Annotated in this window: 19 protein-coding genes and 1 pseudogene; 19 read left to right on the top strand and 1 reads right to left on the bottom strand. The window is 41.6% G+C overall.

What is annotated here, in order from left to right:
• Positions 1 to 31 precede the first annotated feature (31 nt).
• Positions 32 to 724: a flagellar basal body P-ring formation chaperone FlgA gene (gene flgA, locus H4J54_RS05930; protein ID WP_182189987.1), complete on the bottom strand. Its 693-nt coding sequence runs from the start codon at positions 722 to 724 to the stop codon at positions 32 to 34.
• Positions 725 to 907: 183 nt separating this feature from the next.
• On the opposite strand from flgA, the gene H4J54_RS05925 reads away from it, so the two are divergent.
• The 19 genes and pseudogenes from H4J54_RS05925 to fliD all read left to right on the top strand — a co-directional run bounded on the left by H4J54_RS05925 (position 908) and on the right by fliD (position 21130).
• Positions 908 to 1843: a chemotaxis protein gene (locus tag H4J54_RS05925; protein WP_182189986.1), complete on the top strand. Its 936-nt coding sequence runs from the start codon at positions 908 to 910 to the stop codon at positions 1841 to 1843.
• 39 nt (positions 1844 to 1882) lie between these two features.
• Positions 1883 to 2713: a protein-glutamate O-methyltransferase CheR gene (locus tag H4J54_RS05920; RefSeq protein WP_182189985.1), complete on the top strand. Its 831-nt coding sequence runs from the start codon at positions 1883 to 1885 to the stop codon at positions 2711 to 2713.
• 65 nt (positions 2714 to 2778) lie between these two features.
• The gene (gene flgB / locus H4J54_RS05915; protein ID WP_182189984.1) at positions 2779 to 3177 is read left to right on the top strand and encodes a flagellar basal body rod protein FlgB; all 399 of its coding nucleotides are present in this window, start codon (positions 2779 to 2781) and stop codon (positions 3175 to 3177) included.
• Between the two features lie 2 nt (positions 3178 to 3179).
• Positions 3180 to 3599, top strand: coding sequence for a flagellar basal body rod protein FlgC (gene flgC, locus H4J54_RS05910; protein WP_182189983.1), 420 nt, complete (start codon positions 3180 to 3182; stop codon positions 3597 to 3599).
• An 18-nt stretch (positions 3600 to 3617) separates the two neighbouring features.
• On the top strand, positions 3618 to 4307 hold the full coding sequence (locus H4J54_RS05905; RefSeq protein ID WP_182189982.1) for a flagellar hook assembly protein FlgD: 690 nt from the start codon (positions 3618 to 3620) through the stop codon (positions 4305 to 4307).
• A 29-nt stretch (positions 4308 to 4336) separates the two neighbouring features.
• Positions 4337 to 5698 (top strand): flagellar hook protein FlgE, encoded by a 1362-nt coding sequence (gene flgE / locus H4J54_RS05900; RefSeq protein WP_220464282.1) that lies wholly within the window; start codon positions 4337 to 4339, stop codon positions 5696 to 5698.
• Between the two features lie 334 nt (positions 5699 to 6032).
• Positions 6033 to 6776: a flagellar basal-body rod protein FlgF gene (gene flgF / locus H4J54_RS05895; RefSeq protein WP_182189981.1), complete on the top strand. Its 744-nt coding sequence runs from the start codon at positions 6033 to 6035 to the stop codon at positions 6774 to 6776.
• A gap of 22 nt (positions 6777 to 6798) precedes the next feature.
• Positions 6799 to 7587 carry a flagellar basal-body rod protein FlgG gene (flgG, locus tag H4J54_RS05890; protein ID WP_182189980.1) on the top strand — a complete coding sequence of 263 codons (789 nt, stop codon included), beginning with the start codon at positions 6799 to 6801 and terminating at the stop codon, positions 7585 to 7587.
• Positions 7588 to 7603: 16 nt separating this feature from the next.
• Positions 7604 to 8311, top strand: coding sequence for a flagellar basal body L-ring protein FlgH (gene flgH, locus H4J54_RS05885; RefSeq protein ID WP_182189979.1), 708 nt, complete (start codon positions 7604 to 7606; stop codon positions 8309 to 8311).
• Positions 8312 to 8337: 26 nt separating this feature from the next.
• Positions 8338 to 9432: a flagellar basal body P-ring protein FlgI gene (locus H4J54_RS05880; RefSeq protein ID WP_182189978.1), complete on the top strand. Its 1095-nt coding sequence runs from the start codon at positions 8338 to 8340 to the stop codon at positions 9430 to 9432.
• A gap of 16 nt (positions 9433 to 9448) precedes the next feature.
• Positions 9449 to 10441: a flagellar assembly peptidoglycan hydrolase FlgJ gene (flgJ, locus tag H4J54_RS05875; protein ID WP_182189977.1), complete on the top strand. Its 993-nt coding sequence runs from the start codon at positions 9449 to 9451 to the stop codon at positions 10439 to 10441.
• Positions 10442 to 10499: 58 nt separating this feature from the next.
• Entirely contained in the window at positions 10500 to 12506 is a 2007-nt protein-coding gene (gene flgK / locus H4J54_RS05870; protein WP_182189976.1) for a flagellar hook-associated protein FlgK, read from the top strand.
• Between the two features lie 8 nt (positions 12507 to 12514).
• A complete protein-coding gene (gene flgL / locus H4J54_RS05865) occupies positions 12515 to 13717 on the top strand; it encodes a flagellar hook-associated protein FlgL (RefSeq protein WP_182189975.1) in 1203 nt (400 codons plus the stop codon).
• Positions 13718 to 14102: 385 nt separating this feature from the next.
• Complete coding sequence (locus H4J54_RS05860; RefSeq protein ID WP_182189974.1) at positions 14103 to 15566, top strand: flagellin; 1464 nt, start codon at positions 14103 to 14105, stop codon at positions 15564 to 15566.
• An 812-nt stretch (positions 15567 to 16378) separates the two neighbouring features.
• A complete protein-coding gene (locus H4J54_RS05855) occupies positions 16379 to 16846 on the top strand; it encodes an REP-associated tyrosine transposase (RefSeq protein WP_182189973.1) in 468 nt (155 codons plus the stop codon).
• A gap of 639 nt (positions 16847 to 17485) precedes the next feature.
• Positions 17486 to 18235, top strand: a pseudogene (locus H4J54_RS19775) (flagellin hook IN motif-containing protein); the annotation flags it as partial.
• On the top strand, positions 18233 to 19006 hold the full coding sequence (locus H4J54_RS19770; protein WP_404851889.1) for a flagellin: 774 nt from the start codon (positions 18233 to 18235) through the stop codon (positions 19004 to 19006). The pseudogene H4J54_RS19775 and the gene H4J54_RS19770, both read left to right, overlap by 3 nt.
• 164 nt (positions 19007 to 19170) lie before the next feature.
• Complete coding sequence (locus tag H4J54_RS05845) at positions 19171 to 19572, top strand: flagellar protein FlaG (protein WP_182189971.1); 402 nt, start codon at positions 19171 to 19173, stop codon at positions 19570 to 19572.
• 133 nt (positions 19573 to 19705) lie between these two features.
• Positions 19706 to 21130 (top strand): flagellar filament capping protein FliD, encoded by a 1425-nt coding sequence (fliD, locus tag H4J54_RS05840; RefSeq protein WP_182189970.1) that lies wholly within the window; start codon positions 19706 to 19708, stop codon positions 21128 to 21130.
• The last annotated feature ends 734 nt before the right edge of the window (positions 21131 to 21864 follow it).

Raw genomic sequence — 21864 nt, 5'->3', positions numbered from 1 at the left:
TCGGCAAAACAGCAGAAAACTTAAGCAATTATTATAAATTAATTATCACTTGGTTAATAGCGTTAACTTGCCCCTGAACCACACGACCAGACTTGCTATTTCGCACCGATATAATTTCGCCTAAACTGCCGTCATTTAAGGCAATGCCAAAAGACTTAATTTCAAAGTGTGCCGACTTAGCAAAAATATTCACCGGCTCGCCTTTACAGACAAAACAGGTGTTTTGATTAGTAATAGCACTACCTTGAGACAAGTTTCTTTTTGTCCGAGCACCCACCACTACTTTAGGATCGGTCAGCACTGTGCCCCGTATTTGCCCGTTATCTTTAAATATAATTTCGATATTAGCGTTACTGAGCAAAGTGCCTTTGCTTATTCGCATTCGCGTTACCAATACCGGTATAATAGTGTGAATTTGTACTGGGATATACAACTGCCAAGATTCTTCGTCCGGACAAACAATTTTAACATTTACGTTTCTACCGATATGCTTTTCAGGTATATTTGCCGTCAATGGCAATAAACAAGGCTGTAAGGTAATTCGGGGATCTATTTCAGAAACTTCAATTTTCAGTTTTCCTCGTGCGGGCAAACTGACATTGTCCTCAACATAGGATTTGATAAAGTTATAGAGATAATCACGATCGAATGTCATGGCTGAACTAGCGTTAATACTGGCCAAATAAATAAGGGTGATTGCTATTACTATCTTTAATTTGTTCATAAGTTATATCTGACTGCTAGGAAAATAAAAATACACATCCAAACTTAATTAAGTTTAATTCAGTACAATTTAGCACGAATAACGTCAAAATATTTACGTTGTTGCAATGCTAGTGCTTTAAACGTTAAAACAATCAAGAATCGTGCCTTTGTTATACTTTCATTGGCATACCAAGGAGGTTTTATGGCAAGTATATTAGACACAGTAAATCAACGTACCCAATTAGTTGGTGAGAACCGACTGGAGTTGTTGTTATTTAAACTCATTGGTAAACAGCGCTTTGGTATCAACGTATTTAAAGTGCGTGAAGTTATGCCATGTCCTAGGTTGACCGTATTACCTAAGCAAAACAAATTTGTTAAAGGTGTTGCCCATATTCGTGGTCAAACTATTTCGGTTATAGACCTAAGTAAAGCCACGGGTGGTCCGGCAATTGTGCAAACAGAAAGCAGTTTTGTTATTATTTCTGAGTACAACCGAACTGTGCAGGGTTTTCTTGTTGCCGGTGTCGAACGCATTGTAACCTTGAGCTGGAAAGACATTATGCCGCCGCCAGACGGTGCGGGGAAGTTAAGTTACCTTACGGCGGTTACTAAAATTGACGATGAACTGGTATCGATTCTCGATGTTGAAAAAATTCTCAATGAAATCAACCCTATTTCAACAGAGTTAAGCGAAGGTGTTGCTGATGCAAGCGTTGGAGAGGCTATTGGCGAACGAGTGATTATGATTGCTGATGACTCGACCGTGGCACGAAATCAAGTTAAACGTGCTCTTGAACCTTTGGGTTTAACCATGCTGTTAGCAAAAAATGGTCAAGAAGCGCTTGAGCAATTACAGGAAATTGATCAAGCGTGTCAAAACAGCATCACTGAAAAAGTCGCTTTATTGATTTCTGATATCGAAATGCCCGTGATGGACGGTTACACCCTAACAGCAGAAATTAAGCAGAATGATCGCATGAAAGATATGCCGGTTATTTTGCATACTTCGCTAAGTGGTGTTTTTAACAATGCCATGGTAGAGAAAGTAGGAGCGGAAGATTTTATTCCTAAATTTCATCCTGACGAGTTAGCGACTGCGGTTAAAAAGTGGCTAAAGCATGATGAGATTACTTAATCTTAGTCTGCAGTATTTAAATAAGGTGGATTACAGCTAGTGTTAACTAAACAACTTGATGATAAAAACTATCATCAATTTAGAATGTTTTTAGAGCAGCAATGCGGCATTGTTTTAGGTGAAAACAAACAGTACCTGGTGAAAAGTCGCTTGGTACCTCTGATGGCAAAATTTGATGTCGCGTCTTTGTCTGAACTCGTCACGCAAACACTGAATCCCGTTAAACGACAATTACGCGCTGCCGTTATTGATGCCATGACCACCAATGAAACCTTATGGTTTCGAGATGGCTACCCCTTTGAACTATTGAAAAAAGATCTACTGCCAGGCTTTAAAAACCAGCGAGCACCATTAAAAATTTGGTCAGCGGCAAGCTCATCAGGACAAGAGCCCTATTCAATTGCCATGGCGATTTATGAATTTCAACAGAGTAACCCAGGCGCATTTCCTGGCGGTGTTCAAATTATTGGCACTGACATATCTACTACTATGTTAGAACATTGTAAACATGCTCATTATGACAGTTTAGCCTTATCACGAGGCTTATCTTTGGAGCGGCAACGACAGTTCTTTGAAAACAGTGGTAATGGCATGTTAAAGGTGAAAGACGTGATTAAAAAAATGGTCAGTTTTCGCCAACTTAACTTGTTAAATAGTTATAGTTTACTGGGCCAGTTTGATTTGGTGTTTTGTCGTAACGTCTTGATTTACTTCGCTCCTGAACTAAAATCAAAAATAATTTCTCAAATACACGGTACGTTGAAAAAAGACTGCTTTTTATTTTTGGGTGCCTCAGAATCGCTGTCAGGTATTAGCCAGAATTTTAACATGATCCGCTGTAATCCTGGTATTGTTTACCAAAAAAAATAACCTCTTCGTATAACCTTGGCATAAATATTGAATAAATACCTTCATTCTTCTGGAGGTATTTTTTTATGGCTATTAGTTTTGATAAAGCATTCGGTATTCACCCGCAAGGTCTACAAGTGCGTGCTCAACGCGCTGAACTTATTGCCAGTAATATTGCTAATGCCGATACACCGGGATACAAAGCCAAAGGCATGGACTTCAAAGCCGCATTAGCTCAAGCCGCTTCAAAACAACAAACCGGTATGACCCGTACCAACGAAAAACATTTTGACGTGCGTATGGAACTTAATAATGGTGTCGGTTTTCGTGTGCCTGATCAAGCCGATACAGGCGACGGTAACAGCGTAGATGTACAAGTGGAACGAAACTTGTATCTAGAAAACTCTATGGAATATCAAGCAAGCCTACAATTTCTTACTAGTAAGATTAAAGGCTTGAAACAAGCAATCACTGGAGGGCAATAATAATGAGCCTATTTAATGTATTTTCTATTTCCGGTTCAGGCATGAGCGCACAATCTGTCCGCTTAAATACCACCGCGAGTAATATTGCTAACGCTGATAGTGTTAGTAGTAGTGTCGGTGAAACCTATCGTGCCCGCCATCCAGTTTTTGCCGCCGAGATGCAAAAAGCTGCCGGTGGGCAAAATGAGTCGGTAGGTGTGCAAGTACTTGGCATTGTTGAAAGCAATAAGCCACTTAATGTTGAATATGCTCCGGATCATCCAATGGCTGACGGCGAGGGCTATATTTACAAGCCGAATGTTAACGTTATTGAAGAAATGACCAACATGATTTCTGCTTCTCGTTCATATCAAACCAATGTGCAATTAGCGGAGTCAGCAAAAAATATGCTGAATAAAACGCTAACACTTGGTCAACGCTAAGGTTAAATAGGACTTATCATGGAAACAGTATCTGGCTCTAGCCTATTAGATAATATTCGTTGGCAACAAGAGAATTCAACTCCTGAGACCGATGACACTCGCGGTATGTTAACGCAGGAAGATTTTTTCGCCTTGCTCACCCAAGAACTTTCAAATCAAGACCCAACTAAACCGGTTGAAAATAATGAGATGATATCTCAGATGACCGCATTCTCAACCACTGATGGCGTAACAAAGTTAAACGATCAATTTTCCAGTTTTGCTGCTTCAATGTCGTCTAGTCAAGCCCTGCAGGCATCGTCGCTGGTTGGTCGTAGTGTTTTAGTTGAAGACAACGTCTTTGGTATGGAAGAAGGTCAAGCGGTAAAAGGTAAGTTAGTGACCGACCAAGCGGCAAGTAATGTCAATATTTACGTCGAAAATGTTGCCGGTGAAGTGATTCAAACCGTACCTGTGGGTGACGTATCCGCCGGTGAGTTTACCTTTACTTGGGACGGAAAAAACACCAATGGCGAACCTGCACCAGAAGGGGCTTATCGTTTTCGTGTTGCCGGCTTAGTCGATGGTAACGCATCAGAATTGCAAGCGATGACTTATCGTAAAGTAGACAGTGTCACTTTGGCCGGCAACGGCGGAAGTATTTTATTAAATCTTAACGGTGGTAGCACCATGAAACTTTCTGATGTAGTCGAAGTTTCTGAAGGTTAATTAAACAATTTTTTGTATGAGGTGAAATTATGTCATTTAATATAGCATTGAGCGGATTAAACGCAGCTCAGAAAGATTTGGATATAACATCCAACAACATTGCCAATGTAAACACCACTGGCTTTAAAGAATCACGAGCAGAGTTTGTTGACGTTTATGCGTCTTCACTTTTATCAGCCGGTAAAACTAAAGTCGGTGACGGTGTTTTGACGGCCGATGCGGCGCAACAATTTTCACAAGGTAGTATTAAGTTTACCAACAACTCCTTAGATTTAGCGATTAACGGTAATGGTTTTTTTGCTACCGTACCAGAAGTGGGTAGTTTAGACACCTCATATACCCGAGCGGGTCAGTTTAAATTGAACCAAGAAAATTTTATTGTTAATTCTCAAGGCGGGCACTTATTGGGCTTTCCTGTTAATGGCGACGGTTCATCGACCTCAGTCAGTTTAAGTACCGCTGAGCCTATTCGTATTCCAACCGCCTCAGGTGCACCAGAGAAAACCTCGGAAGTTAATCTGCGAATGAATTTACCCGCAGGTGAAGCCTATATTAAAGGTGCACCAGAAAACTTTAATTCAGCTGAACCATCAACATTTAATCATTCAACATCAGCAACGGTATTTGACTCATTCGGTGACAGTCATATTATGACTTATTACTTTGTCAAAGATGATCCAAGTAGCAAACCGAATGAGTGGATGATGTTTACCTCTGTTGATGGTGAAATGGTAGATTTAGAGGCTGATCCTGGACAGACTAACCCCATTGCGGGGACAGCGCCTGGAGTTGTTGGTGCCAAATTAAAATTTAATTCAGTAGGCGATTTTACGGGCATAGTGCCAAGCTCAGCTGACGGTGGAATTGGAATAACGACTCGCGCCCTTGGCGGCAACATCTTATCGAACGGTGCAGATCCTACTCAGACCATAAGCGTTAACTTTAACTTAGATGTCTTAGGTCCGAATCCAAATGAACCCACACAGTTTGCTTCCAACTTTGAAGTCACCTCTTTACAACAAGATGGACTAGCGGTTGGTCGATTAACCGGTATTGATATCGGCGGTGATGGTTTGGTAAGGGCGACATACAGTAATGGTACTTCAGAGCCTTTATCACGTATTGCTATGGTAAGTTTTGCCAATGATCAGGGCTTAAAACAGATTGGCAGCACCGGCTGGAAAGAAAGTATTACCTCAGGAGAAGCCCTAGCGGGTGAAGCGGGCGGGGGTACCTTTGGTTCGATAAGTTCTTCAGCATTAGAGCAATCTAATGTTAATTTGACCTCTGAGTTAATTGACTTGATCTCGGCGCAACGAAACTTCCAAGCTAACTCTAGAGCACTTGAAGTTGATAATCAGTTAAACCAAACCATTTTACAAATTCGATAATCTCAATAGTGGTTAAGAGCAATAGACAATAATTGCTCATAACCAAGAGATTAATAACTAGCGCTCAGCGCTAATTATTGAGCCTAATGAAGATAAAAAGCCAGATAATCATCCATTGATATCTGGCTTTTTTATGCTCAAGACGAGCAGGACGTAAAGCGATAGCTTTCAGTAAAAAATCTTTCAGCTGTCAGTTAAAGGTAGCTGTTAGTAAAAAAGTCATCAGATCATAAGTTTAGTGCCATTCGTATTCCATCTTATTAACTCTGCTTAACTTTTGGCACTTTATTTGCAACAGTTTCAATATTATTAATATTATTGAGTGAAGTTCATTATGGATAAGATGCTGTATATTGCCATGAGTGGTGCAAAGCAAAACATGCAAGCCTTATCAGTCAATGCTAACAACCTCGCTAACGCCAAAACTACCGGCTTTAAAGCGGATTTAGCCAATGCTAGATCCATGCAAGCTTTTGGTGAAGGCCTGCCTTCTCGGGTATTTTCAATGACCGAACGAGCAGGCCAAAACTTTGACACTGGTGCTTTATTGACCACAGGACGTGATCTTGATATTGCCATTAAAGGGCAAGGTTGGTTAACGGTACAAACCGAAGATGGCAATGAAGCCTATACCCGCAATGGTCAATTGAAGTTAAACGACAATGGGGCACTTGAAACCTCAAGAGGTGACATAGTGATTGGCGACCGCGGGCCAATTTTTTTACCCTTACCTGTGAGTAATATCAATATAACGTCTGACGGCACCATTATGGTTCAGCCTGAAGGAGCGCCAAGCTCTGCTCAAGAAGAAGTGGGCAGAATTAAATTTGTTAAGCCAGATAATCGCTTGCTAGAAAAAGGCAGTGATGGCTTATTTCGTCGTCAAGACGGCAACAATGAACCGGCTGATGTCACGGTTAAAGTGGCGAGTGGGGCATTAGAGTCTAGTAACGTAAACCCTATCAGTGAAATGACCGATATGATCGCGCTACAGCGTCAATTTGAAATGCAGTTGAAAATGATGAAAACCGCAGAAGAAATTGACGCAAGTGCCGCTTCATTATTAAAAGCGTTCTAAATAAAATTTTTCGAGGTGATGTATGAATCCAGCATTATGGATCAGTAAAACAGGCTTAGACGCCCAAACCAAAGAGATTGCGGTTATTTCCAACAATCTAGCCAACGCCAGTACCATAGGTTTTAAAAAGAGTCGGGCGGTATTTGAAGACTTACTTTATCAAAATATTAGCCAGCCTGGTGGGCGTTCAGCACAAGACACTGAAATGCCGTCAGGGTTAATGTTAGGTGCGGGTACCAAAGTGGTAGCCACACAAAAAATTCACACCCAAGGTGACATGCTTAATACCGACAATGCCTTAGATCTGATGATCCAAGGTGAAGGTATGTTTGAAATTTTAATGCCTGACGGCTCTTCTGCTTATTCACGTAATGGTCAATTTACCATGAACGATGAAGGCAGCATAGTAACCCCAGGCGCAGGTTATTTAATGCAACCGCAAATAACCGTGCCAGAAGATGCCTTAAGTATTATTGTTTCGCAAGATGGTGAAGTCTCCGTCACCTTGCAAGGCCAAGCTGAACCCGCTGTAGTCGGACAAATTAATACTGTTAACTTTGTCAACCCGACCGGATTACAGCCAATCGGGCAGAACTTATACATTGAAACTGCAGTAAGTGGTGCAGCACAAGAGGGTGTGCCAGGTTTAGCGGGTTACGGCATGATAGTGCAAGGTGCGTTAGAAACCTCAAATGTTAATACCACCGAAGAGCTGGTTAACCTGATTGAAAGCCAACGAGTTTATGAGATGAACTCGAAAGTCATTTCTGCGGTTGACGAAATGCTTAGCTACATTAATCAGCAACTATAACGTTGAGGAAGGTATCATGAAAAACACCCGAACTTCGTTATTAAGCACAGTCTTTACGGTTAGTATTGTCGCGCTATTATTCACGGGTTGTGCTAGCACTAAGCAGGAAAAAACATTGCCTAATGATCCTGATTTTGCCCCCATTTTACCAGAAATGGAGGATAAACCTTTAGTACCAACGGGCTCTCTTTTTAACGTCAATTATGTTAATAACATCTATTCAGACTCTAAAGCGCATCGGGTTGGCGATATTATTTCCGTGATTTTAAGTGAAAGTACCCAGGCGCAAAAAAGTGCCAAAACAGAGTTTAAAAAAGCCAATAGTGCCACGCTCAATCCTATTACTGGTTTTGGTGGTGCAGCGGTAAATTTCAACAACAAAGCCATACAATTTGGTTACGACCAAAGCTCAGATTTTAAAGGTGATTCAAAAGCCAATCAGGGCAACAGTTTAGCCGGCAATATTTCGGTTCATGTCTTGAGAGTTTTACCCAACGGTAACTTGATGATCCGTGGTGAAAAATGGATGTCATTAAATAATGGTGATGAATATATTCGCTTAACGGGTATTGTTCGTTCGCAAGACATCAGTTCAGATAACACAGTTACCTCGAGTAAAGTGGCGAACGCCCGTATTGAATATGCTGGCACCGGCACATTCGCTGACGTGCAAGAGCAAGGCTGGTTGTCGAAGTTTTTCAATAGTTCATGGTGGCCTCTTTAGTAGGATAATAGCAGTAGGATAATAGAATGAAAAAATATTTAGTTAGCTTTGCTTGTTTAACCTTGATGCTTTTATTACCAGAAGCTAATGCCCAACGTATTAAAGACTTGGCTGATGTTGCGGGTGTGCGCAGCAACCAATTAATTGGTTACGGTTTGGTGGTGGGTTTGCCAGGTACGGGTGAGCAAAGCCCTTTTACCGAGCAAAGTTTTAAAACCATGTTAAGCAATTTTGGCATTAAAATGCCGGCGAATTTAAAACCAAAAATTAAAAATGTCGCTGCTGTGGCGGTCCATGCTGAATTACCTGCATTTGCCAAACCAGGACAAACCATTGACGTTACCGTCTCGTCTATGGGCAGCGCACAAAGTTTACGTGGTGGTACCTTAATACAAACTATTTTAATGGGACTAGACGGTAATGCTTATGCAGTTGCCCAAGGCAGCTTGATTGTGAGTGGTTTAGGCGCTGAAGGCTTAGACGGCTCAAAAGTGATTGCTAATACCCCCACCGTAGGTCGTATCGCCAATGGTGCTATGGTTGAGCGCGAAGTATTATCGCCCTTTGCTTCAGGTGACCATATTACTTTTAATCTTCATAACGCTGACTTTACCACCGCAAAGCGCCTTTCTGACACCATTAATAACTTAATTTCTGGCTCTGCACGCGCCATTGACGCTGCGTCGGTACAAGTGACTGCGCCAAGAGATGCTGCGGATCGGGTGAGTTTTTTGTCAGTATTAGAGAATTTAGAATTTGAACCTGGCTCGCCAGCGGCAAAAATTATTGTTAACTCACGCACAGGTACTATCGTTATTGGCGCTGATGTTCGCCTATTACCGGCGGCAATTACCCATGGCGGCATTACCGTCACTATTAATGAAGTGGCGGCTGTATCACAGCCCAATGCCTTTGCTGAAGGCGTAACGGTAACAACTAATCAATCGATTATTGACGTTAAAAAAGATGACTCACGTATGTTCGTTTTTGACCCCGGCGTTACGCTAGACGCACTCGTGCGGGCTATCAACCAAGTAGGCGCTGGCCCTGGTGATGTTATGGCGATATTAGAAGCCTTAGACCAAGCCGGTGCATTACGTGGAGATTTGATCATTATTTAATGAACAAATAAAGCTTATGACAACACGTATTGCAGACGCACAAAACTTTTTAGACGTTAATGGCTTAAACTCGATTCGCCAAGACGCAAAATCGGGTGATAAAGCTGGTAAAAAAGAGGCATTAGAGCAGGCCGCTAAACAGTTTGAAGCTATTTTTATGCAAATGCTGATGAAAAGTATGCGTAAAGCGCAAGAAGTGTTGGAGTCTGACAGCCCATTTAATTCAGAATCGACAAAATTTTATCGTGACATGCATGATCAACAAATGTCATTAGAGTTGTCCAATAATGGCGCCTTAGGTCTTTCTGAACTGATTGTTCGCCAGCTAGGTGGGGACAGTGAAAACTTTACCCCACATAATATTTTACGCAGCGATGGCAATCTCGATAGTCGTGGCAGTTTGCGTATTAGCGAGCCGGCATTGCTCAACAATATCAGCACAGTCAAGGACTCGTCAGCGCATCAGGATCCTAGTAAAGATCGTCAAACAAATGGCTCTATTGCCGCCCAAGCGGCCAGCATGATGCAAAGCCCAGCCTTCGAACAGCCAAAAGATTTTGTTAGCGCCTTAACCGCTGATGCTAAACGTGTACAAGATAAAATCAACGTACCCTTTGAGGTCGTTATTGCCCAAGCCGCGCTAGAAACCGGTTGGGGTCAAAAAATAATCAAAACCCATTCAGGTGAAAGTTCGAATAACTTATTTAATATTAAAGCAGATAGCCGCTGGGCTGGCGAGAAAACACACAAAGAAACCTTAGAGTTTGAAAATGGCGCTATGGTTAAAAAGCGTGAACCGTTTAGGGTTTACGAATCTATTGGCCAAAGTGTTGATGACTACTTAAATTTATTGACCAAAAGCGAACGTTATCAGGGGGCATTAGAAAACTCGGCCAATGTGGAGCAATTTTTGCATAACCTACAAAGTGCTGGTTATGCCACCGATCCTGATTACGCTAAAAAAATAATAGGAACACTTCGGACAGTAACCAGCTTATTAGATAAATAATCAATAAGTTTACCGCTAATTTCACTGTTGAAATTAACGTACTGTAGGAGTTTAGGTCATGTCGATTAATCTGTATCAAACTGGTGTTAGTGGTTTACTGTCCGCGCAGCAGCAGTTGGGCACTACAGGTCATAACATTGCTAACGTTAATACTGAAGGTTATACCCGCCAACGTGCTGAACAAGGCGCAGTGGCAGGAAATGCTAACAGCGGTAACTTTATTGGCGCGGGTACTTATGTTCAAGACATTACTCGGCTCTACGATCAATTTTCTTATAAAGAACAATTACTCAATAAAAGTAACTTGGGTAATGCGGATTCAATGAGTACTGACCTCAACCAATTAAATCAAATAATGTCATTTTCAAATGAAGCTATTGGTGGCTCTATTGATCGTTTTTATCAAGCGGCTAATGGTATTGCTGACAACCCAAGTGACATGGGTTTACGTAATATCGCCCTCAGCCAAGCCGAGGTATTAGCAACAGACTTTAATAGCTTAAATGATAATTTAGACCAACTTGAAAAGTCGACTAACGGCGAAATTGAGCAAATGGCGAACAAAATATCGCAAATATCTCTTGATTTAGCCAAAGTTAATGAACAAATATTAGATAATAAAAACCTAGATCAAACCGGCCAACCCAATGATTTATTAGACAAACGCGACCAACTGGTGAGCCAACTGGGTCAATACACCTCGGTTAATACCATTGAAGACGCTAACGGGGCAATGACCGTTATGATCGGCAACGGCGCAACGCTTGTTGCCGGTACTACGGCTTTAACAGTGAGTGTGCAAGCGGGCGATCCTGACCCATTACAAACAAAATTACAGTTAAATAGTCGCAATGGCTCGGTCGCACTTGACGGCGCTAAGTTGGGTGGCGCTATTGCCGCCAAAATAGAATATCGTGATGAGCATGTTGCCAAAGCGCGCAGCGAACTCAATCGTTTAGCCATGTCAGTGTCACAAACCTTAAATCAAACCCAAGCACAAGGGCTAGATTTAAATGGCAAGCAGGGCCGAGATATTTTTACTGATATTAACAGCCCAGGCCTACAAAACTCACGCGTACTCGCCTCATCAAAAAATTCGGGCAGTGTGCAAGCTGGCATCAAAATTACTGACATTTCATTAGTGCCCACCAATGAATTTAGCCTTAAGTATGACGGCTCAGACTATATTATGACCAATGAACTTAATGGCAGCAAAACCACCTTAACCGAGTCACCTTTGGGCTCAGGGGTTTACCCAAGCGATTTTGGCTTTGAATTTAGCGTTAATTCAGGTACAGCCAATGTAAATGATAGTTTTACGCTGCGCCCAACCGAAAACAGCGCCGCATTAATGCATGTCACGCTTAACGATCCTCAAGGCATAGCCGCAAGCTCTGCCATTTCGGTAGCGGCGAATGATAATAACGTCAGTAATGGCACTGTGAATATTATCAATGTCACTAATCCAGAAGCTGCCCGCGCTTTTACCGAAGGCAGCAATGAGCAATTAACCGTTGATGTTTATGAAAGTGCGGCAGGCACTTTCGAATACCGGGTTTATAACGCGGCTAATCCGCCACCAGCGGCGGCATTAGCCAATGGTAGCTTTGCCGCTGGCGCGTCAGCGGTTATTAACATGCCACCATCGCCAGCAACCCCTGCTTTTCAAATAGAAATTGCCGGTTTACCCGTTGGGCAAGGGGAATTTGCTCGTGAAGAATTTACTATCTCAGATGTTTTTGGCTCAGGTAACGCCAGTAATGCCAGCATAATGGCGGCCACGCAAGAGCAACAGATTTTAGGTGGCGGTAAACAAACCTTTAACCAAGCACTAGCCACGGCCAGCGCTGATGTAGGGTCAAATGCCAGTTCGGCTGAATTTGTTGCTGACACAGCGCAGGCACTGTACACCCAAGCCTATAACCGCAATCAATCTAAGTCAGGGGTAAATCTTGATGAAGAAGCGGCAAACTTATTGAAATACCAACAAGCCTACCAAGCGTCGTCACAGATCATTTCAGTGGCAAATACCATTTTCGACACATTACTAGCGGCCACTAGATAGGAGTTATTATGCGCGTTTCTACAGCACAGTTTTATATTCAAAGTGGCTTAAAAATGTCTGATCAGCAGTCTAGCCTTAACGAACAAGCTAATAAAATTTCTAGTGGTAAGCAGGTGATAACTGCCAAAGACGACGCCGTAGCCTATGGCACCTTAGCCGGTTATAAAAATGATTTGGCCAATATTGATAAGTACCAACGTAATATTACCCAAGCAGAAAATCACAACAGTTTAATTGATACCTCGTTAGCCAGTGCTGAAGGCATGATAAATGAATTAAAAGACTTACTGCTACAAGCTAATAATGGTAGCTACACAGCCGATGATCTTGCCGCTATCGGCCAACAGGCCAGCCAAAGTTTGCAGCAAATACTGGGTATTGCCAATACCCAAGATCAATCGGGCAGTTATGTTTTTGCCGGTTACCAAATTGACGATGCACCGTTTGCTTTACAAGCCGATAACTCAGTGAACTATCGCGGTGATAGTGGTGTGAGAGAATTACAAATAGCAAAAAACGTTACCATAGCCACTAATCAAAGTGGTGAGCAGGTTTTTGAAAAAGTGCCCAATGCTATTGGCGACTTTTCTGCCACTTATAATAACAATACTTCAGGCATAGCAGTTGAACGGGCCGTTGTCGCCGATGCGAGTAGTTATAATAGTGCGGCAAATCCAGCAGACTTTACCTTTGAATTTAGCACAGCCACTGACTTAAGCATTACTGACGGCAATGGTAACGTGACCAAGTTCGACGATTACGCACCAGGGCAAACCATTGCCTTTAACGGTATTGAGGTGAAATTAAGTGGCAAGCCATTGCCGGGCGATAAATTCTCGCTAACACCGGAACAAAATGTCGGTGTTTTTGACACAATAAAATCAGCCATTGATTGGATTAACACCAAGGCCAGTGGCAAAGAAGACCCTCAAGTACAAGTTGACTATAATCAAATTCTTAACCAATTAGGTGATGCAATTAACCACCTAACGTCTAGCCGAGCAGAGTCGGGTATTAACTTACAAGTTATCGACCGTCAAAAAAGTAACCATTTAGATACTGAGTTGTATTTAACCTCAGGTAAATCATCGATTGAAGATTTAGATATTGCTAAAGCTTATTCTACTTTTGAACAATCGAAAGTAGCGCTGCAAGCGGCGCAGCAAACCTTTACTCAGGTACAAGGTTTGACTTTGTTTAATTATATTTAATCACACTTTTAAGCACTATTTCAGGTATAACTTTAGGCATTATTTAACCCAAAACTATGTAGTTACATTAGCTTGCTTAATTTTGGTACAGATGTTGCTTTAGTAGAAGTAGTAAGCATAAAGAAAAACATAAAACTGGCGGTTTCAGCTTGTAAAGCTTAATCGCAATAATCATGGCGACTAAGGCCAATGAAGCCCAAATGCATGGCAACAGTTGTTTCAGCCATAAGTTGTTTTAGCATTAATAAGTTTTAGTAATGATAAACACGGGCTGAAAACTACAGTGTTGGCAGTTTGTACAAAAGCAAACCGACTAACGCATAACCTAACGCATTATTTAACGTATCACTATGTTAAAGATAATTTTAATTTCTAGGAGTCTATCATGGCCTTATCAGTAATCACCAACACGGCATCATTGAATGCTCAGCGTAACTTAACTAAATCTAGTAATGATTTGGCCACCTCAATGGAACGTTTATCATCGGGCATGCGGATTAACAGCGCCAAAGATGACGCGGCCGGTTTGCAAATTTCAAATCGCTTAACCTCACAAATTAATGGCTTAGGTGTAGCACAACGAAATGCCAACGACGGTATTTCAATGGCGCAAACCGCAGAGGGCGCTATGTCCGCCTCTACTGATATTTTACAACGTATGCGTGAATTAGCACTACAATCCGCTAACGGTTCAAACTCATCTGATGACCGTGACGCCATGCAAAAAGAAGCGTCAGCTTTACAATCTGAATTAACCCGTATTTCTGATACCACCTCATTTGGTGGTCAAAAATTATTAGATGGTAGTTTTGGTACTAAAAACTTCCAAGTTGGTTCTAATGCTAATGAAACTATCTCAGTGACTATGAGCGATACTGGCGCTGATGCAATAGGTGGCTCCAAAGTCATGTTAGAAGGTACTGATAACACAGGTTTTGGCGGCGTAGTGGCAGACGGCTCAGCGGTTGGCAGTCCTATTACGGCGGGTGGTGATATCACCTTTAGTGTTGGTGATGTGGATACATCGGTTACTATTGCTGCTGACTCTTCGGCTGAAACTGCGGCTGCTGCGATAAGTTTAGCAGATGGCTTTTCTGCAACAGCAAGTACATCAGCTACGTTAGGGGTTCCTTCAAATAATGGTAATATATCCTTTACGTTAAATGGCGCTGATATTTCGGCGTCAGGGCAGACCACAACAGACCAATCAGGGATAGCGGCTGCTATTAATGCTGAAACAGCCAACACAGGTATCACGGCGACTCATGACAGTGGTGTGATTACTTTGACACATGATACGGGCAAAGATATTGAGATTGGTCTTTATGCGAATAGCAATGCTAGTACCGATACCGCAGACGTAACAGCTATTGATATCAATGGTAATCCAAATAGCACAGCTGTTACAGTGGGTAATGCAAGTGATTTCGCAAGAGTTGTCGGAACGGTAGAAATAACATCAACAAAGCCATTTACCCTAGATAGTGCAAATACAAAAATAACCGGCGCTACTGCCGTAGATTCAGAGGTAAATGCGGTAACCAATGTTGATTTAGCTACAGAGCAAGGTGCACAAGATGCCTTGGCGATAATCGATGGCGCATTAGCACAAATTGACAGCCAACGCGCTGATTTAGGTGCGGTACAAAACCGTTTTGACTATACCATCAGTAATTTATCTAATATTGAAGAAAACTTATCGGCGTCACGTGGCCGTATTCAAGACACTGACTTTGCGGTAGAGACAGCTAACTTGACTAAGAACCAAATATTACAACAAGCGGGTACCTCAATCTTAGCGCAAGCGAATCAAATACCGCAGGCGGCGATTAGCTTAATTGGTGGTTAATTTCATCCGTTAACAAATAGATTAACCGCATTAATAGGGTTAATAAAAAACCGAACAACCGTTCGGTTTTTTTGTTTTTATGATTTAATGTTTCGTGATATGCAGGGCTTGTAGAACACTTTGTAGGGGCGACTTTAGTCGCCAGATAGCTAATATCAAAATACCCTCTTATTCCACTTATGCTCAGGCGAATAAATTCGCCCCTACAAAGATCATAATTCGCATCGCGTGCAGGGTTTTTTGTAGGGGCGACTTCAGTCGCCAAATAGCCGATATCACATATCCTCTTATTCCACTCATGCTCAGGCGAATAAATTCGCCCCTACAAGGCGCATCATTCGCATGGCTTGCAGGTTTTTTTGTAGGGGCGACTTCAGTCGCCAAATAGCTGATATCAAAATATCCTATTATTCGGCTTATGCTCAGGCGAATAAATTCGCCCCTACAAGGATCATAATTCGTATGGCGTGCAGGACTTTTGTAGGGGCGACTTCAGTCGCCAAATAGCTGAAATCATAATACTCTCTTATTCCTTTTATACTCAGGCGAATAAATTCGCCCCTACAAGGATCATCATTCGCGTGGCGTGCAGGGTTTTTTGTAGGGGCGACTTCAGTCGCCAGATAGCTGATATCAAAATACCCTCTTATTCCGTTTATGCTCAGGCGAATAAATTCGCCCCTACAAGGCTCATAATTCGTATGGTGTGCAGGACTTTTGTAGGGGCGACTTTAGTCGCCAGATAACATTTTAGAAGTCATACCCACATATCCGACTATAATAAAAATACATGCATCAAAAGGATTTTGACTATGTCGCGTAATAACCTCATGAAAGGAAGAGCATCACTCAAACATCATATTTACCACATAACAGCATGTACAGAAAATCGTCAGGCCTTTTTTCATAACTTCCAATACGCTCGCCTTTTGATAAATGAAATGACGACATTAGTAGCGAAACAAGAGATAAGCTCTATTACCTGGGTAATTATGCCAGACCATTTACATTGGTTATTTCAATTAACATCAGATAAAAATTTATCAAAAGTTATTCAAACATTAAAAGGGCGTAGTTCAAGGGCGATTAATCGGTATGAAAAGGGCGCAGGTTTTTCATGGCAACGCGGTTTTCATGATCACGCCATCAGAAACGAAGAAAATTTATTAGCGGTATCACGTTATATTGTCGCGAATCCATTACGCGCAGGTTTAGTAGAGCATGTTGGTAATTATCCGTTTTGGGATTCAGTGTATTTACAAGATGAAACCGGCGAATAAATTCGCCCCTACAGGCTCGTGTGTTCTGTAGGGGCGACTTCAGTCGCCAAACCCCGAGTATTAAAATGCAGACATTATTCTTCAATGTTATCCCCAGGCGAATAAATTCGCCCCTACAGGTTCATCATTCGTGTGTTCTGTAGGGGCGACTTCAGTCGCCATATACCGAGCATTAAAACTCACACATTATTCACCAATGTTATCCCCAGGCGAATAAATTCGCCCCTACAGGTTCATCATTCGTGTGTTCTGTAGGGGCGACTTCAGTCGCCATATACCGAGCATTAAAACTCACACATTATTCACCAATGTTATCCCTAGGCGAATAAATTCGCCCCTACAGGGTCATCACTCGTGTGTTCTGTAGGGGCGACTTCAGTCGCCAAACCCCGAGTATTAAAATGCAGACATTATTCTTCAATGTTATCCCTAGGCGAATAAATTCGCCCCTACAGTCGCCTAAATGGGCTCAAAAATTAATTATTAAATAAATTCATAATAAGTGTAAAGTTATTTGAAGAGCTGCCGTTAAAGTATTTAGAACGGGTGCTTTAAAATTTAAATACTACTAAATTGAAGTTCCTGACTTATTAAATTGTTTAACTAACGTATTACATATTGTAATCAGGAGTTTTAAAAATGGCTATTTCAGTAATCACCAATACGGCATCATTAAACGCACAACGTAACTTAACTAAATCTAGTAATGATTTAGCCACCTCAATGGAACGTTTATCATCGGGTATGCGTATTAACAGCGCCAAAGATGACGCGGCTGGTTTACAAATTTCAAACCGTTTAACTTCACAAATTAATGGTTTAGGTGTAGCACAACGAAATGCTAACGACGGTATTTCAATGGCGCAAACCGCAGAGGGTGCTATGTCGGCCTCTACTGATATTTTACAACGTATGCGTGAATTAGCGCTACAATCAGCTAACGGTTCAAACACAAGCGAAGACCGTGACGCCATGCAAAAAGAAGTGTCAGTTTTACAATCTGAATTAACCCGTATTTCTGATACTACCTCATTTGGTGGTCAAAAATTATTAGATGGTTCTTTTGGCTCTAAAAACTTCCAAGTTGGCTCTAATGCCAATGAAACTATTGCTGTTACTATGACTAGTACCGCGGCTGAAGATATTGGAGGAGGCGCTCAAGCGAAGATAGAAGGTGCTGATATTACCGGTTTTGGCGGTATTAGTGATGAAGCTGCAACATTACCAGGATCAGTTATTGCTGACTCGACGCTTACTTTTACCACAGGTACCGATGACACAAGTGTTGCCATTGACGCTACCTCTTCAGCTGAAACAGCGGCAACGGCTATAAACGCTAAGACAGGCGAACATGGTGTTACAGCAACAGCCTCAACGTCAGTAGTCATGGGGATGGCTTCAGATGACGGTGATGTAAGTTTTAAGCTAAACGGAACAGCTATTTCCGCAACAAGCGTTTCAGGTACAGACCAATCAGCCCTAGCTACCGCAATCAATACTGCATTTCCCAATGGAGAGGTTACAGCAGCGCATGATACAAGTACTGGTGAAATTACCTTATCAAATACGACCGGCGCAGATATTACGATTGAGGATTATAATAATACCGCTAATGCGGCGGGCAGTAGTGCTACAGCGGATACCGTTACCCTAAACTATTTAGATAGCGCTGGAAATACTAAAGGAGAGATAACCTTATCAGATGATTCATTTAGTGGTGGTAGTTCTGTTCCAGGAACTGATTCTGCACGAATTGCAGGTACCATTCAACTAACAGGATCGAATGAATTCTCAATCGCTTCGAACGACAGTAAAACATTAGCAGCTACAGTAACGTCAAAGGAGAATTTTATATCAAATGTAGATTTAACTACAGAGCAAGGTTCACAAAATGCCTTGGCGATAATCGATGGCGCATTAGCACAAGTTGACAGCCAACGCGCTGATTTAGGTGCGGTACAAAACCGTTTTGACTATACCATCAGTAATTTATCTAATATTGAAGAAAATTTATCAGCGTCACGTGGCCGTATTCAAGACACTGACTTTGCGGTAGAAACAGCTAACTTGACTAAGAACCAAATCTTGCAACAAGCGGGTACCTCAATCTTGTCACAAGCTAACCAATTACCACAAGCGGCATTAAGCTTGTTAGGTTAGGTCTCCAACTCACACTAGTATAGATTGTATCTTAGTGGCATAAGTGAAGGAAGGGGCCAATACTCCTTCCTTTTTGCGTTTTATCGTGAATGAAATATCACCTGAAAATAACATTAATAATAGACAATAAGGTCAAATGTTTAGGTGATAAAAAGGAGTCAGAGATGAATGTAACTAATACCGACAATAGCCTGGTTAATTCAAGTAACTTAACCAATGACAAAGCTGAGCGATCAGCTTTACATAAAGCAGAGGCTGAAAACGATTCAGCAAAAAATACAGCCCGTATTGAAGAGCAAAGTAAAAGCAGTATCAGTGAAGCAAGCAATACACCAGCCATGACACCCAAGCAATTGGAAAAAGTGGCACAACAATTGCAAGATTTTATGGGTGAAATGAATCGAAGTTTAGAATTTTTAGTCGATAAAGACTCGGGCCGCGATGTGATTAAAGTGCTTGATAAAAGCACAGGCGATTTAGTTAAGCAATATCCTTCGGAAGAAGTGTTGGGCATTATTTCTAAATTGTCTAATGCAACGGGTAACTTAATAGATACAGAAATATAAGCTCGATTAACAGTTATATTGACAGTTATATTAACGGCTATTATTGACGCTCTATGAGCTATTTTTGTAATGGCCGTTATTTATTCAGGTATACTTTTAGCTAGCACTTACGGCAACAAAAATTGGTGGGATTATGGTAGATATTGCCTTTACAGGTATCGGCTCAGGCCTTCAGGTTTCTGAAATTGTTGACGCGATTGTCGGCGCTGAACGGGCACCGTTTGAAAGTCGTTTAAATCGTCGCGAAGCCATAATAACCACGGATATTTCTGCCGTTGGTGCGCTAAAAGGTGGCTTGCAAAATGTTGCCGACGCTATTGAAAATTTAGCCAGTGCAGATAAATATCAACAAAGAAATATCAGCGGTTCTGATAGTTTTGTTGCACTAAGCAGTACAAAAATCGCCGAAGTGGGTAGTTATTCTGTTCAGGTTGACCAACTCGCCAGCACGCATAAACTCGTTTCGGCCGGCATTGACAGTAGCGAAGCTGTGGGTGAAGGTACCTTGACTTTTGCTTCAGGTAGTAACAGTTTTGATATTAGCGTATCAAGCAGTGCAACATTAGGTGATATTCGTGACTCGGTTAACGACAGCCTAGATAACGACGCAATTACCGCCACTATTATTACCGATGATAACGGCCAACATCTTGTTTTTACCAGCAAAGAAACCGGTCTTGCTAACGCCATTAAAGTGACGACCAACGATGTTTCTGACGGTAACAATACGGACAATGTGGGTTTATCTCGTTTAGCTTATGATGCTGACTCAGCCTCGCCTACCTTTGCAACACATCTTTCAGAAACTAGTGCCGCAACAGACGCAAAAATAACCATAGATGGTGCCTTAGTGGTCACCAACAGTAGCAATAAATTTGTTGATGCTATCGACGGCATAACTATTACAGCAAAAAAAGTGCACGATGTTGATGACAGTATCAGCAAGGCGAGTGTCTCTGAAAATAATACTAATATTAAAGCCGGTATTGAAGGCTTTGTAAAAAGTTATAACGAACTGGTTGATCTTAGCAAGCAACTTGGTGCGTCAAGCGAAAATGGGGTAGGCCCCCTTGCGGGCGATTCATTATTACGTGGTGTAATGGGTAAGCTACGCCAAGAGCTGAGTAGCTCATTTGCCAGTAGTGGCGGTGACAATTTAACCTTGAACCAATTAGGTATTCGTGCAGACCGCTTTGGTAAATTAGAGTTAGACAGTGAAGATTTAAATGCACAAATAGCATTGAATGTTGGCGGAGTGCAAAACTTTTTTGTTGGCTCTGACGATGTCCCAGGTTTTGCTGCTTCACTTAAAACCTTAACTGACTTTTACACTGAGTCAGGCGGTTTAATTGAGGGGCGTATTGACAGTAAAACTAATCAATTAACAAAAATAGATGATGAACGCATCGACTTTACTCGTCGTATTGATTCATTAGAAGCACGATTATTCGCACAGTATAATGCTATGGATTTGATTGTATCTAATTTGAATGCGACCAGTAGTTATTTAGAACAGCAGCTTGATAACTTGCCAGGTGTGGTAAGAAAAAATAATTAACCATCGTTAAAAATAACCTTGGAAAAATTGTTTTGTAGGTCGGACTTGAGTCTGACAACCGATAAGTGGGTGATTATGCTGATAGACCAATAAACCTCTGTAGCGGGTATTATGTTGTTGATCCGTTTTTATGTTGAAAATGGTTAAATTTCATTTAACTTGTTGGACTGAAGTCCAACCTACATCAAACCTATATCCAACCTTGGACAATTTTTTGTAGGTCGGACTTCAGTCTGACAACCGTTAAGCGGGTGATTATGCTGATAGGCCAATAAACCTCTGTAGTGGCATTATGTTGTTGAACCGTTTTTGTGTTGAAAGCGGTTAAACTTCATTTAACTTGTTGGACTGAAGTCCAACCTACATCCTACCGACATCAAGTCCACATCCAACCTTGGACAATTTTTTTGTAGGTCGGACTTCAGTCTGACAACCGTTAAGCGGGTGATTATGCTGATAGGTCAAAAAACCTCTGTAGCGGGTATTATGTTGTTGATCTGTTTTTATGTTGAAAATGGTTAAATTTCATTTAACTTGTTGGACTGAAGTCCAACCTACATCAAACCTAGATCAAGCCCACATCGAACCTACATCCATCCTAGATTAAATTTACATAGTGACTTCGAGTGAAAATATAGCTTTGGGCAATTGTTTTGTAGGTCGGACTTCAGTCCGTCAACCGTTAAGCGGGTGATTAACTTGATAGACCAATAAACCCCTGCAGCAGGCATTAT

The organism is Colwellia sp. MB3u-8, assembly GCF_014076985.1.
Taxonomy (GTDB): Bacteria; Pseudomonadota; Gammaproteobacteria; order Enterobacterales; family Alteromonadaceae; genus Cognaticolwellia.
Note: the sequence above shows the minus strand (reverse complement) of the source record. Positions and strands in the feature narration are given on the sequence as shown.

Excerpts from the sequence above, each read along its gene's own strand:
- flgA (WP_182189987.1), bottom strand. The coding sequence starts at position 724 with ATGAACAAATTAAAGATAGTAATAGCAATCACCCTTATTTATTTGGCC.
- H4J54_RS05925 (WP_182189986.1), top strand. The coding sequence starts at position 908 with ATGGCAAGTATATTAGACACAGTAAATCAACGTACCCAATTAGTTGGT.
- flgB (WP_182189984.1), top strand. The coding sequence starts at position 2,779 with ATGGCTATTAGTTTTGATAAAGCATTCGGTATTCACCCGCAAGGTCTA.
- flgC (WP_182189983.1), top strand. The coding sequence starts at position 3,180 with ATGAGCCTATTTAATGTATTTTCTATTTCCGGTTCAGGCATGAGCGCA.
- H4J54_RS05905 (WP_182189982.1), top strand. The coding sequence starts at position 3,618 with ATGGAAACAGTATCTGGCTCTAGCCTATTAGATAATATTCGTTGGCAA.
- flgE (WP_220464282.1), top strand. The coding sequence starts at position 4,337 with ATGTCATTTAATATAGCATTGAGCGGATTAAACGCAGCTCAGAAAGAT.
- flgF (WP_182189981.1), top strand. The coding sequence starts at position 6,033 with ATGGATAAGATGCTGTATATTGCCATGAGTGGTGCAAAGCAAAACATG.
- flgG (WP_182189980.1), top strand. The coding sequence starts at position 6,799 with ATGAATCCAGCATTATGGATCAGTAAAACAGGCTTAGACGCCCAAACC.
- flgH (WP_182189979.1), top strand. The coding sequence starts at position 7,604 with ATGAAAAACACCCGAACTTCGTTATTAAGCACAGTCTTTACGGTTAGT.
- H4J54_RS05880 (WP_182189978.1), top strand. The coding sequence starts at position 8,338 with ATGAAAAAATATTTAGTTAGCTTTGCTTGTTTAACCTTGATGCTTTTA.
- flgJ (WP_182189977.1), top strand. The coding sequence starts at position 9,449 with ATGACAACACGTATTGCAGACGCACAAAACTTTTTAGACGTTAATGGC.
- flgK (WP_182189976.1), top strand. The coding sequence starts at position 10,500 with ATGTCGATTAATCTGTATCAAACTGGTGTTAGTGGTTTACTGTCCGCG.
- flgL (WP_182189975.1), top strand. The coding sequence starts at position 12,515 with ATGCGCGTTTCTACAGCACAGTTTTATATTCAAAGTGGCTTAAAAATG.
- H4J54_RS05860 (WP_182189974.1), top strand. The coding sequence starts at position 14,103 with ATGGCCTTATCAGTAATCACCAACACGGCATCATTGAATGCTCAGCGT.
- H4J54_RS05855 (WP_182189973.1), top strand. The coding sequence starts at position 16,379 with ATGTCGCGTAATAACCTCATGAAAGGAAGAGCATCACTCAAACATCAT.
- H4J54_RS19770 (WP_404851889.1), top strand. The coding sequence starts at position 18,233 with ATGGGGATGGCTTCAGATGACGGTGATGTAAGTTTTAAGCTAAACGGA.
- H4J54_RS05845 (WP_182189971.1), top strand. The coding sequence starts at position 19,171 with ATGAATGTAACTAATACCGACAATAGCCTGGTTAATTCAAGTAACTTA.
- fliD (WP_182189970.1), top strand. The coding sequence starts at position 19,706 with ATGGTAGATATTGCCTTTACAGGTATCGGCTCAGGCCTTCAGGTTTCT.